Genomic DNA, 16429 nt, shown 5'->3' on the forward strand with positions numbered 1-16429 from the left:
CCTTTTCCGTTTTTTTCGTTATTTTGCCGCGTTGACGGCTTTTTCGGCGAAGCTGTTGTCGACCAGATTGCCTGCTTCGACCCGTTCGTTCAATTCTCCGGCGCTTTCCATCACGTCAAGCAGGTTGTTCCAGGCTTCCTCCGCCAATGCCGGCGTATCCGCATAGGTCCCTTGCTCCTGGTAACGCTTGATCGAACTGGCCAAGATATCCATGTCCGTGTCCTTGAAATAAGGCGCCACGGCTTCGGCCGTTTCTTCCGGCGTATGCGACTGTACCCATAGCTGCGCTTTGTGGATCGCGTTCGTAAACTTCTGGACGATTTCCGGACGGAACTTCATGTAGCTTTGCTTCGTCATAAACACCGTGTACGGCAGCTTCCCGCTTTCGGTTCCGAAGGAGGCCACGACATGGCCTTTGCCTTCCCGTTCCATAATGGAAGCCTGCGGTTCGAACAGTTGAACGAACTGGCCCGTTCCCGAAGCAAAAGCCGCGGTGATGTTGGCGAAGTCGATGTTCTGAATCAGCTCCAGATCCTGTTGCGGATCGATCCCGTGCTTGCGCAGGGTGAACTCGCCGGCCATTTGCGGCATGCCCCCTTTGCGCTGGCCGAGGAAGACACTGCCCTTCAATTGCTCCCAATCGAATTCCCCGACATCCTCCCGGGCCACAAGGAACGTTCCGTCCGTTTGCGTTAACTGGGCAAAGTTGATTACCGGGTCGTCCGAGCCCTGCTGATACACGTAAATCGACGTTTCCGCGCCGACCAGCGCCACGTCGATCGCTCCCGACAGCAGCGCCGTCATCGTTTTGTCGCCCCCCGCCGTCGTCTGCAGTTCCACGTCGAGACCCTCTTCTTTAAAAAAGCCCTTTTCCAAAGCGACATATTGCGGGGCATAAAATACGGAACGGGTGACTTCCCCGATTTTTACCTTTTGTGCTTGGCCGCTTCCTCCGCAGCCGCTCAGGGCCGCCGTCAGGAGTACGATGAGCGCGAGCCATAACACCTTTCGCGCGTTGTTCATGCCGTTCACCTCTCCTTCTGCTTGGAGTTCCGTAGCCAACTCAAATCCTAGCGGTCGGCCGGAACATACTAAATAGTATGCGATGGCCTAGCAAAAGGTTAAGGAGCCGAGTTCATCCCGTCCGCCGCTCTGTAAAATCAAAAAAAACCTCCAGGACCGTCAGGCCTGAAGGTTTGATCGGAACATTATTCCAATCCGTAAAGGCTTTTAAATTTTTGTTCCAGATAATCCGCGAGATAATCCGGATTCAGCTCCTCCCCGGTGACGGCCAGGATGAGCTCCGACGGTTTGCGGCTCTTGCCGTATCGGTAAATCTTGTCGGTCAGCCATTCCTTGATCGGCCGGAAATTGCCGTCCGCAACAAAGCCTTCGAATTGCGGCAGCTCCTTGCGCAGCGTGTTTGCGATCTGAGCCGCGTACATATTGCCTAACGCATAGGACGGGAAGTAGCCGAACAAACCGCCCGACCAATGAACGTCCTGCAGCACGCCGAGCCCGTCGTTCGGCGGCGTGAGGCCGAGATAATCGCGGTATTTCTCGTTCCATACTTTGGGCAGCTCGCTGACCGGCAAAGCTTCATTAAACAGCATCTTCTCGATCTCGTAGCGGATGATGATATGCAAATTATACGTCAGCTCATCCGCTTCGATCCGGATTAACGAGTTCTCCACGCGATTGATGCCGCGGAAGAACGCTTCCGGCGTAACCTCCTTCAGCTGTTCGGGGAAGTGCTGCTGAAGTTCACCGAAATACCGCTGCCAGAATGGCAGGCTGCGCCCGACGAAGTTCTCCCAGAAGCGGGATTGGGATTCATGGATTCCCATCGATGTGCCTTGGCCCAGCGGCGATCCGGCCAGCTCCGGGGAAACGTTCTGCTCGTAAAGGGCATGACCGCCTTCGTGCAGGGAACTGAAGATAGCGCTGGCGACATCATCCTGCTTGTAGCTGGTCGTGATCCGCACATCACCATGATTCAGCGTCGTTTGGAACGGATGCACCGTTTCGTCGATCCGTCCGGCTTCGAAATCGTAGCCGATTTGCTCAAGGAGGAACCGGCTGAACTTCGCCTGCTGTCCCGTATCGAACAGCTGATCCAGGAATGGCGCCTCCGGCTTGTTCTTCGCCGCCGCCACCGCCTCGACCAGCGGAACCAGACGGTCGCGCAGTTGCCCGAATACTTGGTCGAGCTTCTCGACCGTCAGATCCGGTTCGTACATATGTAGCAACGTATCATAACGCGTGGCCTTCGGACCCCAGTAGTCGATAAACTCCTGCGTTTTTTCCACGATTTGCGTTAAATAAGGCTCGAACCCGGCGAAATCGCTGTTTTCTTTAAAATCCTCCCACATCGTTTCGGAATGGGCCGTGAGTTCGGTATATTCGCGGAATTTCTGCGGCGGAATCTTGACATTCCGGTCATACTCCTCCTGCACGTCAAGCACCATCCGGCGTTTGACATCATCCAATTCATCCAAGACGGAAGGTTGATTCAAATAGGCCAGATATTCGCCCATTTCCGCCGAGGTTTGCAGCATAAACGCCTCCGTGGACAATAGGCCGATGGTGGCTGCCCGGGTCTCTGCGCCTTTCCGCGGCGCGCCCGTGCGCAAATCCCAATTCATTAGGGCGACCGCTTCCCCGTATCCGTGAATCTTCTGCAGAAGCTCTCGAAAGAGCTCCCATTTTTCAACCGTTTCCTGTTTCATGACAACTCCCGCCTTTACTGGTGAAATTTACTGCTACTCTTGATGATACTTTTAACAAACCGTATAATCAAATTTTAAGCGGGCGAAATCACCTTTTTTTGAAATATTTCATTTTCATGTAAAGGAGCTGTCTTCATCTTATGAAAATATCCTTAAACCCGACGGCCGAAAAACTGATCGCCGACAAGCTGGGCGCAAAGCCGGGCCTTCTCCGCCTCGTGTACGATACGGAAAACTGCGGCTGCGGAATGAGCGGCGTTCCGGGACTGGCCATCGTGTCCGAACCCGGCGCTTACGACATTCCGATGGAGAACGAGGTTTATCCGTTTTGGATCGATAAGATGCAGGCGGTATTTTTCGAAGAAGAGCTTACCCTGAAGGGGGAAGAAAACACCGGCACGTTCCGTTTGGATGGGCCGTCACAGTTTTACAAATCCAATATCCGCTTGGTTGACCGCCGATAGAACGCCGGCAGCCGCTACCCAAAGCTTAAGGAGGCAGGTAAAATGAATCAACTGCAAACGATTCTGGAGTTTAACCGTAAATTTGTCGAAGATAAGGAATACGAGAAATATGTGACGGACAAATTTCCCGAGAAAAAAATGGCGATCGTCACCTGCATGGACACGCGGCTCACAGAGCTCCTGCCGAAAGCGATGAATTTGCGCAACGGCGACGTTAAGCTGATCAAGAACGCCGGTGCGGTGATTTCCCAGCCCTTCGGCAGCGTGATGCGCAGTTTGCTGGTCGCCATCTATGAGCTGAAAGCGCAAGAGGTGTTCATCGTCGGCCATACCGGCTGCGGGATGGCGGCGCTGAATTCGGACCGGATGATCGGCTCCATGCGGGAGCGCGGGATCAGCGACGATACGCTGAACACGCTGGAGAACTCCGGCATCAAGCTGAATAAATGGCTGCGCGGCTTCGATAACGAAAAAGAAGGCGTCATCCAGACAGTAAATATCGTCAAGAAGCATCCTCTGCTCCCGGCCGACATCCCCGTCCACGGGATGCTGATCGATTCGACGACGGGCGAACTGGAGCTGGTGATCGACGGGTACCAGCCGCTGCAGAAGTAACATCAACTAAGAATGAATAGAAGCCGCCTGCGTGGGGAAAGGATGGAGTAACTTAATGACGTATGATTTCGACGAACGTTTGCCGCGGAGAGGAACGTTCTCCGAGAAATGGGATCATGGACGGGAGCTGTTCGGCGATCCGGACGTACTGCCCTTGTGGGTGGCCGATATGGATTTCCGCTGCGCTCCGGCCATTGTCGAAGCTGTCACGGAACGGGCCAAGCTGGGAGTTTACGGCTACACCACCCGGCCCCAAGAATACCTCGAGGCCATCATCGGCTGGCTGGAGCGCCGGCATGGCTGGAGCGTCGAAACGTCTTGGCTGACCGATACGCCGGGCGTCGTGCCTGCGCTAAGCGTCGCCGTCCAGGTATTGACCGAACCGGGAGACCGGGTGATCCTGCAATCCCCGGTGTATAATCCGTTCTATGACGTGATCCGCAGCAACGGACGCGAGGTCGCCGAAAATCCGCTGATTCTTGAAGAGGGGCGTTACCGCATGGATTACGGCCACCTGGAGTCGCTGATGCAGGACGGCGCCAAGCTGATGCTGCTGTGCAGCCCCCATAATCCCGGCGGGCGGGTCTGGACCCGGGAAGAGCTGGAACGGCTCGGCGAGCTGTGCTTGAAATACGGGGTGAAGGTCGTTTCGGACGAAATTCATGGCGACCTGGTTTTTAAGGAACACCGTCACGTGCCGTTTGCTTCGCTCTCCGAGGCCCATGCCGGCATCACGATCACCTGTGCGGCCCCTTCCAAAACGTTCAACATCCCCGGGCTCGCTACGGCGTATACGATCATTCCGAACGTGGCAATCCGCAAGCGGTTCGCGGAACGGATCAAAGCGTTGGCTATCGGTTCCCCGAACTATTTTGGCCCTTCGGCTACCATCGCGGCGTATACGCAAAGCGAGGATTGGCTTGACGCCGTCCTGGAGTATATCCGCGCCAACCGCGATTTCGCGGTCGCTTATCTTGCGGAGCATCTGCCCGCAGCATCCCCCGTCCTCTCCGAAGGCACCTACTTGTTATGGGTGGATTGCCGGGCGCTGGGATGGAGCAAAGCCCAGTTGAAGCAAGTGATGTACAAGGAAGCCAAAATCGCCTTTACCGAAGGCTCCATTTATGGCGGGAACAGCGAAGGATTCCTGCGGATCAACCTGGCGTGTCCGCGCTCTTTGCTGCAGGAGGCGCTGGAGCGCTTTTGCGCAGCGGTCACCGCGCGGAATGCGTAAAGGCCATGCCGATCCATCTGCTTAGAAAACATGACAAAGCCGGATAGACTTATCGTCTTCCGGCTCTGTTGTTTAGGTGCACCCGCACGGTTTTTAATTTCGGTTTGTCGCTGCGCAGCTGTTTCAACTGCTCGTAAGCTTGCTCCAGCGCTTTTTTTCGCTGTTCCATGGCTTGCAGATGCTCGCGCTCGATCTGGGCAAACCGCTTGCTGTCAAAATCCACCCAAGCCTTCAGCATAGCGGCGTCCGGTAATCCTTTGCTCCGTACCTCTCTTCGTTTCACGGCAACGCAGCACAGATAGTTATGTTGTATTTCCAACCCCGCGATCTCAAACCAAGGATCCAGACAAACCCCCAGGCTCCCGGCATAAAAGGTTTGCTTATGATCGTGGAAAGGATGATATCCGTAAGGCACCGTTACAATTAGGGTCCCTCCGTCGCCCAACAATCGGTAAGCCTGGCTGATCAAAAGCCCGGGATTGGCGAAGTGCTCCAGAATTTGTCCCAAAATGACCGTATCGAAAAGCCGTTTACCCGGCATCTCCGTGACGTCGGCCACTTTGAACTGAACCTTGGAGCGGACCGGACCGGATTCCCCGGACAACTCCTTACGCGCATATTGTATGGCCTTCTCCTCCAGGTCGATCCCGACCACTCTTCGTCCTTCCCGTCCCAGCAGGATCGAAGTGATTCCTTGACTGCACCCGACGTCCAGCACCCGGTTGCCGGCTACGTGCCGGCAAATCCAATGGATTCTGGCGCGCGTAGCGTCTTGGGATTTGGCCGAATTCACCAATCCGAAGTAGCGTTCGTTGACTCGGTCGTCGTTTACCATAAACACTCACCTCCTTCATCGAGGGGGGACCGCGGCTAACCCATGAATTCTTTCAGCACTTTGCGGATTTCTACGGGACTTAACCGGTCGCGGGGCGGCACTTTTTTGGCGGAAGTATTGTCTTGATGGATGACGTTCACGTAGTTGCGCGGTGCGAGCAGTTCATGCGGCAAATCAATCACGTTGCCGTGCGTTCCCCGTCCCGGGAGCTTGACGCGGTAACCGGACAAATACTCGGCCGTCTTGTACAAGTAAACGTAAAATTGCGGGGAACGATGAAAGGTCGGCGCCATTTCCCCATGTACGCTGTCCCACAAATACCCGTTCTGATTGATCAAAGCGACCGTTCCGGGCTTCGGAAGGTAATCATACAGCTGCTGCACATACGTCTTATGGTACAGATCGTCGGAATCCAATCGTGCGACATACAAATCAACGCTTTTTCCGGCAAAAGCCTTGATCCGCTCGATGCTGTCGCGGTTCGTCCCGAACCAGATATGGCTCGGAAGCGGTGGTTGTTTGGACAAAATATCGGCCACGAACGCTTCGCTTCCTTCGGCGATCTTGAACACCGCCAGAAAGTTCTGATTGGTCTGAGCTTTCAATGATTTCAAAGTAAAGTTGCGAAAGATTGCGATTCGTTTCTCCAACCACGGCCGCGTAAACCGTTGGGGGTCAAAACCAAACGTATTGAAGTTGCTTTCGATCACCACTTTTTTCGACACGCATATCCCTCCTTGTCATTTAGCCCGCCGGATTGCTTGGACTCTTGCAGCGCAGGGCTACCGATCTTTCACTATATGCTAGAGATCAAGGGAAGGACAGGACGCATTCCATAGGAGCCGGCGAAAATAGTCAAGCGAACCGTCTCTTCTACTCGCGGTACAAGCACACAATTCGAACGGGGTCCGAAATCATAGACTGAAATGATTAATGACGCGAAAGGAAGGAAACGTCCGATGCAACCAATTTACCTGGAAACCGGGGACTTGCTGCGGCATATCGAGGAAGCCGTCAAGAACCGGAAGCCATTTTCGCTGGTGCGAATCGGCGACGGCGAAAACTTGGTGATGTCTCAGCATGAGGTCTGGCCCATCTCGAAAGTGCTGCAGGAAAGGTGGGCGATCAAAGCCAACCGCGGTGAAAAAGGGGTCACCCTGCCGAATCTGCCGCTCCGCAACGCTGTGGTCTCTTCGGTCCGGAAGGCAAGCGTCGTCGGTATCCTGCCTGCAGGCGACGATACGATCAACGCGCCGGATTATTTGAAAAGGCCGCTAACGGATCAAGTTTTCGCCCATTACAAGCTTCAGCCGGCGAAGGTGTGCCATGCCGGGGTGAACCGGGAACTCGCCCGCATGAAGGAGTTTTGGTCGCTTCTGTCCGGCCGAAGAATCTTGGTCATCACGCGGGAAGCCCAAAAGATCAAAGAGCGCCTCAGAGAGGAACCGTACAAGCAAAATATCGTGCATGCCTTGTCTTTTAATCAGTGGCAGGATTACCGAAATACGTTGAAATGGGTTGTTGACCATAAAAACAGCTTTGACCTTGCTTTGATCTCATGCGGAGTCAACGCGGTGGTTCTGGCCGAACGGACTGCCGCCCTTACGGGTAAGGTAGCCCTCGATTTCGGCAAGGCGAACAATATTATACTCAAAGGGCGCCCCAATTAAAGATAGGGCGCCCTTGCCTTTGCTTCGGAATTAGGTTGCGGATTCCTGCATAGCCGGTTTGCCGGCTTCCAGCAGCGATCGGTTCCTACGGAGAAAGATCGACAGGAACAAGATCAGGACTCCGGTCCCGATCAACAGCCATTCAATAGCTACCGCATCGGCGATCGGCCCGAAGATCAGCATGCCGATCGGCATCATGGAAGTGGAGATCATGCTGAACACGCCGAAGATTCGGCCCATATAGTTCTCGTCGACTTTTTCCTGAATCATCGTCATCGTCGGGGTGTTAAAAGCCGGCATGGCCACCCCGAACAGGGCCATAAACGCCAGGTAGATCCAAAAAACGGGAACGACGCCCAGCAAAAAAGTACATACACCCATCAAAACGGTAGCCAAGGTCATCGTATGGACTTTATTTTTGAAGCCGCCCCATGCCGCAATGATGCCCCCTCCCGCCATCATTCCGACGGAGAAGGCGATTTCGATCGCCGTAAGCCGCCACACCTCCTCGCCAAAGCTGCGGATTACCTGAAGCGGGGTTAAGAAAGCCGCCGGGGCCATCAGAATAAAGAAGACCGCCATAAACGCAAAAAAGGATTTCAAATAGGCTTGTCCGCGGATGTAAGCCAGCCCTTCCTTAAGGTCGTTGAAATAACCGGCCTTCGGCGGGTTGGAAGCCTTTTGATGCGACGGCAATCGAAAATAAAGCAGCAGCGTCAGGATCGCGATCGCCGCCGTGACCACATCGATAAAGAAGATCGCTTCGATCGTCGCGACGGTAAGCAGCGCGGCGCTGACGATCGGCGATACGAACATAATCACCGCTTGGATGCTCCCATTGATTCCGTTCACCTTGGTCAACCGATCGGCGGGTACGATTTGCGGCAAAATCGCGCCAACCGCCGGCGTCTGCACCCCCGAGCCAAGCGCGCGGATCGCGGCCATCACGAACAGCAGCCAAGCCTCTTTGTAGCCCGTCAGGAACAGGATAGCCATCACCAGCGTAGCCGTTGCGATGAGTCCGTCCGCCAGCATGATCAGCACTTTCCGGTTGTAGCGGTCCGCCCAAACTCCCGCCACCGGCGACAACAGGAACGTCGGGATGAATCCGCAGATGATGTATAACGTCATCATGATCCCCGATTTGGTATTCAGCGATATGTACCACATGATCGCGTATTGCACCAGCGAAGAACCGAATAGCGAAATGGTCTGGCTGCTCAAGAAAAGAACGATATTCCTTCTCCAATGCTCCTTCGATGTTGAATGAATTGACCTATCTGCGTTATTCACAGCCATCCCCTCTCGATGTTGAAAATTTTAAATTTAATTATACTGTACTTGAAGCCCGACTGCCTAATCAATGGAATTGATAATTATAGAGAACTATAACCTCTTTTCCGCCGACCGCCGCTTCATACGCTCTCACGCAAACAACAAACCCCGACGAGCGGGGTTTGTCCGACGAACGGGGTTGGTTCAAAGCATCGTTACATTTTGACATTGTCTTCTTTGGCCATGGAGCGGATGTAGAACGCCCCCAGCACCGAACAGAGCAGGAACGAGAAAAAAGCCATCGCCGCCGCTTGCTCGCGCTCCTGGAAGACGCTGAACACCTGCTGCATCGATACCCCGAGCATCTGGGGAGAATTGGCGCCCAGCAGGAACGGAGCCGTAAACGAACCGATCACGCCCATGAAAACGAAGGTTAGGGCAACGAGGAACGTTTTGTACGAGAGCGGAAAAATAAATCGCGCGAACAATCGAACCCTCCCCGCTCCGACGTCTTTGGCGCTTTCGATGACCGACGAGGGAATCCCGGCCAGCGCGGAGCTAAGCAGCATCGTTGTGAACGGGATGTTGAACGTATACGGACGCGTTCCCGGCTGGGAACGGTCCCACATGTCTTTCATAGTACAGGTCAAATATCAAGGCGGTATCAGCAGCATGTTAATCTTCTGTAAATGAAAAAGCCGGTAAAGGTAAGGTAATAAGGTAAAGGTAGTAACGTTGTACTCGGATTAGGAGGGATTGGTCCGTTATTTCACGCCAGTCAAGCACGGGGCAAATGTTATGAAATGTAAAAGTGCAGGTGAATTTCATCTAAATCGGCGTTCACACCGGTTCGAGTGCAAAAGTGCATCTCATTCTCGTCATATTTACCATATTCATCCATATACTCCTTTATCAAATGTACTTTTGCATTACACACGCCTGGAAATGAGAAATGGCGCGAAATGAGATGCACTTTTACATTTCGTCTCATAAACCGCCTTATTTACTTGCTCAATCGCGCGCTATATCCGACAGGTTGCAAAAAAAAGGAAAACGGCGTTGCGAAGGTAGTAACCCTCGCAACGCCGTTAATTTGTTTCTAAATCATCCCGGATCTGACCTATATGGTGTTTGTCGTGAGAAATAAAAAATGTCCTAAGGTAAGACTCCAACGTGAATCCTCGTTCGCCCGGATAAACCATGCTATCGGTCCGGAGACTTGCCGATTCGTTTGCCGATCCCTTTGGGGACGACAAAGGAAACGATCGTTCCCTGTCCGGGCGCGCTTTGAAATTGCAGGCCATTTCCGAAAAGCTGCTTCAAACGGCGGTCGGTGTTGGCCAGGCCGACGCCCGATTTTATGCCGAGCGGCTCTTCCGGGCTTAAAGCCCGCCTCTGCGTTTCGGGTGCCATGCCGATCCCGTTATCCTCAACGGATATTTCCGCGCCGTTGCCCAAATCGCGTACCCGGATCCGGACGGTGCCTCCCCGGATGTGCCTTAGCAAGCCATGCCGGACCGCGTTTTCCACCAAGGGCTGCACGGACAGCGGCGGAACGAGCAAATCGAGCCGGACGTCCGTCTCCCACTCCACTTGAAGCCGATCGCCGAAACGCTCCTTCTCGATATATAGATAAGCTCGCACCAACTCCAGCTCCTTCCGCAGCGGTACCAACCGTTCCAGGTTGGCGAAATCGAAGCTGGCCCGCAAGTAATCGCTGAAAGCCAGCAGCAGGTTGCGCATGCGGTCGGGGTCAATTTCGACGAGCGCGGCTACGGAATTCAGCGTATTGAACAGAAAATGCGGCTGAATTTGCGCCTGCAGCCAGGCCGCTTCCAAACGCGACTGTTCCCGCGCGGCCCTGGCGACATCCGTGAGTGCTTTCACCCGGGCCCTCAGTTCATGGGCGTCGACAGGTTTGACGATGTAGTCGTTGGCCCCGGCCCGGAACCCCGCTTCGATGTCTTCCATCCGGTAACGGGCCGTAAGCAGCAGAATCGGCAACTCGGAATGGGAAAACAGCGAACGTACTGTTCGAGCAACTTCATAGCCGGATATTTCCGGCATCATCACGTCCGCGACGAGCAATTGCCAATCGCCCGAATTCAAAAGGGCCAAAGCCTCGGAGCCGCTCGTTGCCGTCACGATCTCGTATTGATCCGGGGCGAGCGCATTCGTCAGCACACGCAGGTTGACCGGATCGTCATCGACGGCGAGAATGCGGGGGCGATCTGCAAGCGCGGAAGCTTCCGGCAGAGATGCGGCGGCGGTTTCGACACGATCAAGCGTCTCTTCCTCCTCGATCGGCTCTAGAACGGCGGTTGTATTCGCCGTAGGTTCGGCATCGGCCGGCTGCGCTACCGGCAATGTAAACCGGAACACGGAGCCAACATTCGGCGTCGAACTGACGGTCAATTCTCCACGATGCAGCTCCACCAGCTGCTTCGTGATCGCAAGTCCCAATCCGAACCCCGCCGCATTCGTGTCCGCTTGCTCCGCGCCTTGTTCGTAAGGCTGAAAGATCCGGCCCGCCGTGGATTGGTCCATCCCGATCCCGGTATCGAAGACGCGGACAATCACCTTCTCTCCTTCGGCTTCCGCTTCGATCGCGACGAGTCCCTCATTCGTAAACTTGACGGCATTATGCAGCAGATTGAACATGATTTGCACCAGTCGGTTCTCATCCGCCAGCACCGGCGGCAGCGAATCGGGGATCCGGTTCTCCAGCTTGATCGGCTTGCCGTCCGTCATAAACCGGACCATGTCCAACACGCCCGCAGCCGCCGATTGTAGGCGGAGAGGCCCCGGTTTCAAGCGAAGCCGGTTCTCCCGCAGCCGGGTCAGGTCGATCAGGTCGTTCAGCAGGAGCGACATGCGTTTACCCACCGAAACCAGCAAGTTCAGGCGCGATCGATTGGCCTCCTCGTCGGACCGTCCGCCGCTGTCGAGCACGGTTTGGGCCATGTTCAAAATGGCGTGAAGCGGGTTTCTCAGCTCATGCGAGGTGTGGACCAGGAACTCGTCCTTGAGTTTGTCGGCCTCCTGCAACCGTTTCGCCAGTCTGGCCGTCTCGGCGGCGTTGCGGAAATACCGTTTAAACCAGTACAACGCAAAGGCGGTGAACATAGCCAACATATCGAAAGGATAGTAACCGATATCGAGAAGCAGCGTGTAATTTAAGACTCCCCAGATGAGATTCAGCGTGACGGCCACTACTCCGAGGAGCAAATAAATCGCGTCGGGAACGCCTTTTCGGACCGCCAAATAGAGAAAGACCGGGGCTGCCGCGAAAGCAACCAGCATCAGTGCCGTATGCAACCCATCGGCATAAGTGAACATGCTGGCCGGCATCGCCAAAACGCACACCCCGAAAACGCCGCACGCGGCCAAGTGCCAGCGGGAATGGCGAAGAACCGGGAACCCGGGCAGCAAGCTTCTTATATATTGCAGCAGCAGCGCGGCCGAGCCCAGGTACGACAGATAGTAAACCTTATACACCGTTTCGTAATCGACTCCGAACCAGGCCGACAATAGGCGTTCGTAATCGACAGTAACGGAGGCCGCCCCGCTAAGCGCCAGTAAAGAAAAGATCAGGAGCGGCTTCTGACGGGCACCGATAAAGTACAAGACGAAAGCGTAAAGGGCATGCATTATCGCCAGCAGGAACATCGCCGATTGCGAGCCGACCGAGAACCAATAAGCGCGGCTCATCGCCTTTTCCGTTCCAAGTTTGACCGGCTCCGTCAGACCGCCCATGACACGGTCGTCGTAATTGGCGACTTGCAGAACGAGATCCAGAACGCCGCGATCGGCTGTGAACGTGACGGAATACGGCGCATTGCCGGCCGTATAGGATGAAGCGCGATCCGCCGGATGACCGGAGTTGCCGAGCAGCCGGCCGTTGACGTACAAGGCCGAAGATGCAGACAGCCCCGGCACGCGAATCGTCAACTTCGGCAATCCTTCCTCCGGGATCAATACGCGCAGTCGATACGACCCGTAGCCGAAGGCGGAGTTTGGCTGCGGCGGCGATAAATCCCGCTGCCAGCTTCCGGGTACGGGTACCGTTACGCCGCCGTTTTCCGGTTCAAATGCGCCGTACGGGTCGGGCGTCAACAGTTGCGACGGGTAGAACTTCCACCCTCCGACGAGGGACAAAATCGGTTTGTCGGAAGGGATCCACCGGTGCAGGTCCAAACGTCCCTCTTCGGCTTCGACTCGGGTCGAAGTCGTCTGCGCGTCAATCCAAGCGAGGCGAACCCCGGTAAGTAAAAGTAGAAACAAGCCGACAATAGTTGCGATTTTTCTTTTTTTCATCATAAGGATACAAATTCGACAAAAATCGCCGAAGTTCCTTCATCACGAAGGGACGACCGGCGTGCAGCTCATGTCCTCAATCGCGTTGCTTAGTTAATGTTTTATAGGCAGTGTAGTCGTGAATGGCAATGCCTCCAAACCCGGCGTGGTTCGCATAAAAATAGCGGATCGAATTGAATTGCCGGTTGATATAATCCGCGCCTTTGTTATAGTAGGTAATTTCGTTCAGGATCGTGGTGCCGTTGGGCGGGCTGGTCTCCGCGCCGATGTAAACCTTCTTGCCCAATTTCGCCGCATAATCGGCTTCGGCCAAAGATGCGCGAATTTGTCTTTCGGCCGTGTCGCGATAAGCCATTAAGGATACGGTGTCCACGATGTCCAATACAAAATAGCTTAGCGGTTTTCGCTCCCCGCCGGTTTCTACGATAACCGGGGTTTCCCCCGTCGCGTACCAGCAAGGAATCGCCGCGTTGAACTCCAGAGGGTCTCCGCTCGAGGTGATCTCCTTGGCGATTTTCTTCAGAACCTGTAAATATTGATAACTTACGGAACCTCGCTTGGTTTTGTATTCCGGCAAAACGTGGGGCTCAATATCGAATTGAATCCCGTCAAAGACGGTGTCCGGATGGGAAGCATTAAACGACAATACCTCCTGAAGCTCCGCCAACGCCTCGCGGTGACGGCCCTCCAAGGCCCACTCCGCTCTTCCGACCAGGGCAAACACGCGAATCCCTTCCCCCTGCGCTCTCCGAATCAGTTCCTCGTAAGTCGCAGGCTGATCCGGCAGCGTCTTGCTCGTTCCGATAAACAATAAATTGATGTCCTGTTCCTTCAAAAACTTCAATAACGCCGTGATTTTGTGGGAATTCGAAGCCGCTTCGTAAAAATCCCAAGCCCATATCGCTTTGCTATGCCGCTCCTTCGCTTGAGCCGGAGAGGGAACTCCGCAGGCCAACGTCAAACAGATTGCCAAAAACAGCAGGATCGCCTTGTTCTTCACTCGATTCTCTACGCTCCATTCCTTCTCGTATTCTCCCCGCAGTACAGGGTTATTCGATTCAGAATGAGATTATCACAAAAGGGAAGAGCGACGAATGATCTGTTTGAACTAAAGTAAAGGTTGCCGAGTCCTAATCGCATTATTTCGCCGCCTGTTCCTGAGCCCTATAGAGATCCGTAGCCTGCTCGATCCATGCTCTAGACAGATGTAAAATCCCAAATTGCTTTATTTTCGATTAGACTATAAATATAGTCTATCTTCTGACCGATATATCTTTTAACTAACCTTACGCATCTCGGATAAAGGGGAATATTCTTTGAGAAAAAAAACACAGAGCATCAGCCCTGCCGAACTGGTCGTCATGAAGGTGTTGTGGAAGGAAGGCAGATGCACCGCCAGTATCATTATTGACATCGTATCGAAGGAAGCCGACTGGCATTTCCGCACGATCAAGACGTTGCTGCGAAATTTGGTGAGGAAGCAATTCGCGGGTTTTCAGGTGGATGCACATGACAGCCGTATTTATTACTACTTTCCGCTCATCGAAGAAGAAGCTTATTTACGGCAGGAGCGGCAGCAATTTCTGGACCTGTATTATGACGGGAACAGGCACTCCCTTCTGGCCGGATTCCTGCAGGACGGAGGGTTGTCCCCGCGCGAAGCGGAAATGCTGAAACGACTGCTGACCCGGGATGATGAGTCCTGCGGGGATGAGCAACCCTGATGGATATCCTGCTGCCTTTGCTCGCCTTGAAAGGAATCGAACTAACGCTGGCGGCATCCGTGATCGCGCTCATCGTGCTGATGCTGCGCCGGTTCGGGCGCAAATTGCTGGGTCCTCGAACCCTATGCTGGCTTTGGCTTTTGTTCCTGATCAAGCTATGCCTGCCTTTTTCGATCCCGAGCCCCACCAGTATAGAAAATTGGACCGACGCCTATCTGTACGAGCGGCCATTCAGCGTCGGCACCGCGTTCTCTTCCGTGGGAAGGAGCTGGAATGCAGTCAGAGACCATCTATTCGGCCCCTCCGTTGCTTCTCCTCCTTCCCGGGAAACGCGGATGTATCGCGACGGCGAAGAGACCTGGATCTCCCTGCCTCCGATTGAGCGCCCATTGCTTGAATCCACCCGTAGCCAATCCAGTCTATCGGAGGTTGTTAATGCGTTCACCTGCGTATGGCTCGGCGGGATTTGCATTTATGCGACCATCGATGGGTCACGAAGACGCCGGACGCGCCGGCTTGTCCGCTCCGCACTTCCGTGCGAAGACCCCGAACTGCTTCAGTTATTCGACAAATGCCGAGAAGAAGCCGGCATACGCGGGCATGTCCGGCTGATGAAATCGGGGATCCTCTTCCCCGCGCTTCACGGATTATTCCGGCCAAGCATTTTGCTGCCGTACGATTACAGCAGAACCTATTCGGCGGAAGAATTGCGGTTTATCCTGCTGCACGAGCTGATGCATTTCAAGCAGAAAGACGTTTTTCTGCTCGGATTGTCCCGTGCCTTGCAGATTTGCCATTGGATCAATCCGCTCGTACGCTTGGCGGTGCGCAAATATGGAGACGACCTGGAGATGCGCTGCGATTCGCGCGTGCTGCGGCTGCTGTGCCGGGAGGAACAAACGCGCTACGGGATGCTGCTCATCAGACAAGGGGAGCTGAACAGCCTGCCTCCCCATTCCGGAATCGGTGCGAATTTGGTGACCCGGCGCGCTCCATTGGCGGAACGGATCAAAGCGATCGCCCATTTCCGGACCGGGCGGCAAGGCAAATATAAGGCGGTCTTGGGGGTCAGCCTGTTCGTAATCCTGGGGCTTTGCCTCCTGCCTTCCAACAAGTTATACGCTGCTTTGTATGCGGAGAATACACCGAAGTTATATGCGTTTTGGCTGGACGAACACGCCGATCCGCGCAGTCCGTCGGCTTTATCCAGTATGGTGGAGCAAATGAGCGGCCTTCCATCCAACAACCCGAGCGTCTCTATGCTGCTCAAGTCAGAGTTTGACGGCTTGCCGCTTCTGCAGCTCCGGACCCGTATACGGCTGCTTGCGGAAACCGAGAGGGATGATCCGATTTATGTGGATACGCGGCCGATACGCGATTCGATCCGGGAACAAGGATTACGGGAAGGACATGTATTGGTCATGGCGCAATACCCATACCATTACGTCAAATATTGGGGCTTTGGTATCGGCAAAAGCGTGCTGACGGACCTGTCCAGTCTCGAGCGGTTGGAACGTCTGCCCTTGTACTGACAAGCTGACAGACAGGAGATTTTTTCGGTAAAAA

Annotated in this window: 13 protein-coding genes and 1 pseudogene; 6 read left to right on the forward strand and 8 right to left on the reverse strand. The window is 54.5% G+C overall.

Going from position 1 to position 16429, the window contains the following annotated elements:
• Positions 1-18: 18 nt before the first annotated feature.
• Together ACZF99_RS13290 and ACZF99_RS13295 are read right to left on the reverse strand one after the other, a co-directional pair.
• Positions 19-1023, reverse strand: coding sequence for an ABC transporter substrate-binding protein (locus ACZF99_RS13290; RefSeq protein WP_483605533.1), 1005 nt, complete (start codon positions 1021-1023; stop codon positions 19-21).
• Between the two features lie 185 nt (positions 1024-1208).
• Positions 1209-2729 carry a carboxypeptidase M32 gene (locus ACZF99_RS13295; protein ID WP_483605534.1) on the reverse strand — a complete coding sequence of 507 codons (1521 nt, stop codon included), beginning with the start codon at positions 2727-2729 and terminating at the stop codon, positions 1209-1211.
• A gap of 140 nt (positions 2730-2869) precedes the next feature.
• On the opposite strand from ACZF99_RS13295, the gene ACZF99_RS13300 reads away from it, so the two are divergent.
• From ACZF99_RS13300 to ACZF99_RS13310, 3 genes are read left to right on the forward strand one after another with little or no spacing between them, the layout of a single operon-like run.
• Positions 2870-3193, forward strand: coding sequence for an iron-sulfur cluster biosynthesis family protein (locus ACZF99_RS13300; protein ID WP_483605536.1), 324 nt, complete (start codon positions 2870-2872; stop codon positions 3191-3193).
• A gap of 42 nt (positions 3194-3235) precedes the next feature.
• Positions 3236-3808: a beta-class carbonic anhydrase gene (locus ACZF99_RS13305; protein WP_483605537.1), complete on the forward strand. Its 573-nt coding sequence runs from the start codon at positions 3236-3238 to the stop codon at positions 3806-3808.
• 55 nt (positions 3809-3863) lie between these two features.
• Entirely contained in the window at positions 3864-5042 is a 1179-nt protein-coding gene (locus ACZF99_RS13310) for a MalY/PatB family protein (RefSeq protein WP_483605539.1), read from the forward strand.
• 49 nt (positions 5043-5091) lie between these two features.
• On the opposite strand, the gene ACZF99_RS13315 is transcribed toward ACZF99_RS13310, so the two are convergent.
• Both ACZF99_RS13315 and ACZF99_RS13320 read right to left on the reverse strand, forming a co-directional pair.
• Positions 5092-5877, reverse strand: a complete 786-nt coding sequence (locus tag ACZF99_RS13315) for a class I SAM-dependent methyltransferase (RefSeq protein WP_483605540.1) — start codon at positions 5875-5877, stop codon at positions 5092-5094.
• Between the two features lie 35 nt (positions 5878-5912).
• Positions 5913-6602, reverse strand: coding sequence for a glycosyltransferase (locus tag ACZF99_RS13320; RefSeq protein WP_483605541.1), 690 nt, complete (start codon positions 6600-6602; stop codon positions 5913-5915).
• A gap of 234 nt (positions 6603-6836) precedes the next feature.
• Here ACZF99_RS13320 and ACZF99_RS13325 point away from each other — a divergent pair, with 234 nt between their 5' ends.
• Complete coding sequence (locus ACZF99_RS13325; RefSeq protein WP_483605542.1) at positions 6837-7547, forward strand: GT-D fold domain-containing glycosyltransferase; 711 nt, start codon at positions 6837-6839, stop codon at positions 7545-7547.
• A 30-nt stretch (positions 7548-7577) separates the two neighbouring features.
• Here the strand turns inward: ACZF99_RS13325 and ACZF99_RS13330 are convergent, their stop codons facing one another.
• From ACZF99_RS13330 to ACZF99_RS13345, 4 genes and pseudogenes are all read right to left on the reverse strand, one after another.
• On the reverse strand, positions 7578-8846 hold the full coding sequence (locus ACZF99_RS13330; protein WP_483605543.1) for an MFS transporter: 1269 nt from the start codon (positions 8844-8846) through the stop codon (positions 7578-7580).
• Positions 8847-9037: 191 nt separating this feature from the next.
• Positions 9038-9412 (reverse strand): annotated as a pseudogene (locus tag ACZF99_RS13335) (ABC transporter permease subunit); the annotation flags it as partial.
• Positions 9413-10025: 613 nt separating this feature from the next.
• Positions 10026-13142 (reverse strand): hybrid sensor histidine kinase/response regulator, encoded by a 3117-nt coding sequence (locus ACZF99_RS13340; protein ID WP_483605544.1) that lies wholly within the window; start codon positions 13140-13142, stop codon positions 10026-10028.
• A gap of 73 nt (positions 13143-13215) precedes the next feature.
• Positions 13216-14139 (reverse strand): hypothetical protein, encoded by a 924-nt coding sequence (locus ACZF99_RS13345; protein ID WP_483605545.1) that lies wholly within the window; start codon positions 14137-14139, stop codon positions 13216-13218.
• 316 nt (positions 14140-14455) lie between these two features.
• On the opposite strand from ACZF99_RS13345, the gene ACZF99_RS13350 reads away from it, so the two are divergent.
• Positions 14456-14863, forward strand: a complete 408-nt coding sequence (locus ACZF99_RS13350; protein ID WP_483605546.1) for a BlaI/MecI/CopY family transcriptional regulator — start codon at positions 14456-14458, stop codon at positions 14861-14863.
• Positions 14863-16395 (forward strand): M56 family metallopeptidase, encoded by a 1533-nt coding sequence (locus ACZF99_RS13355; protein ID WP_483605548.1) that lies wholly within the window; start codon positions 14863-14865, stop codon positions 16393-16395. Before ACZF99_RS13350 ends, ACZF99_RS13355 begins: the two co-directional genes overlap by 1 nt.
• Positions 16396-16429 lie beyond the last annotated feature (34 nt).

The sequence above is a fragment of the Paenibacillus sp. JL3B1040 genome (assembly GCF_057063165.1).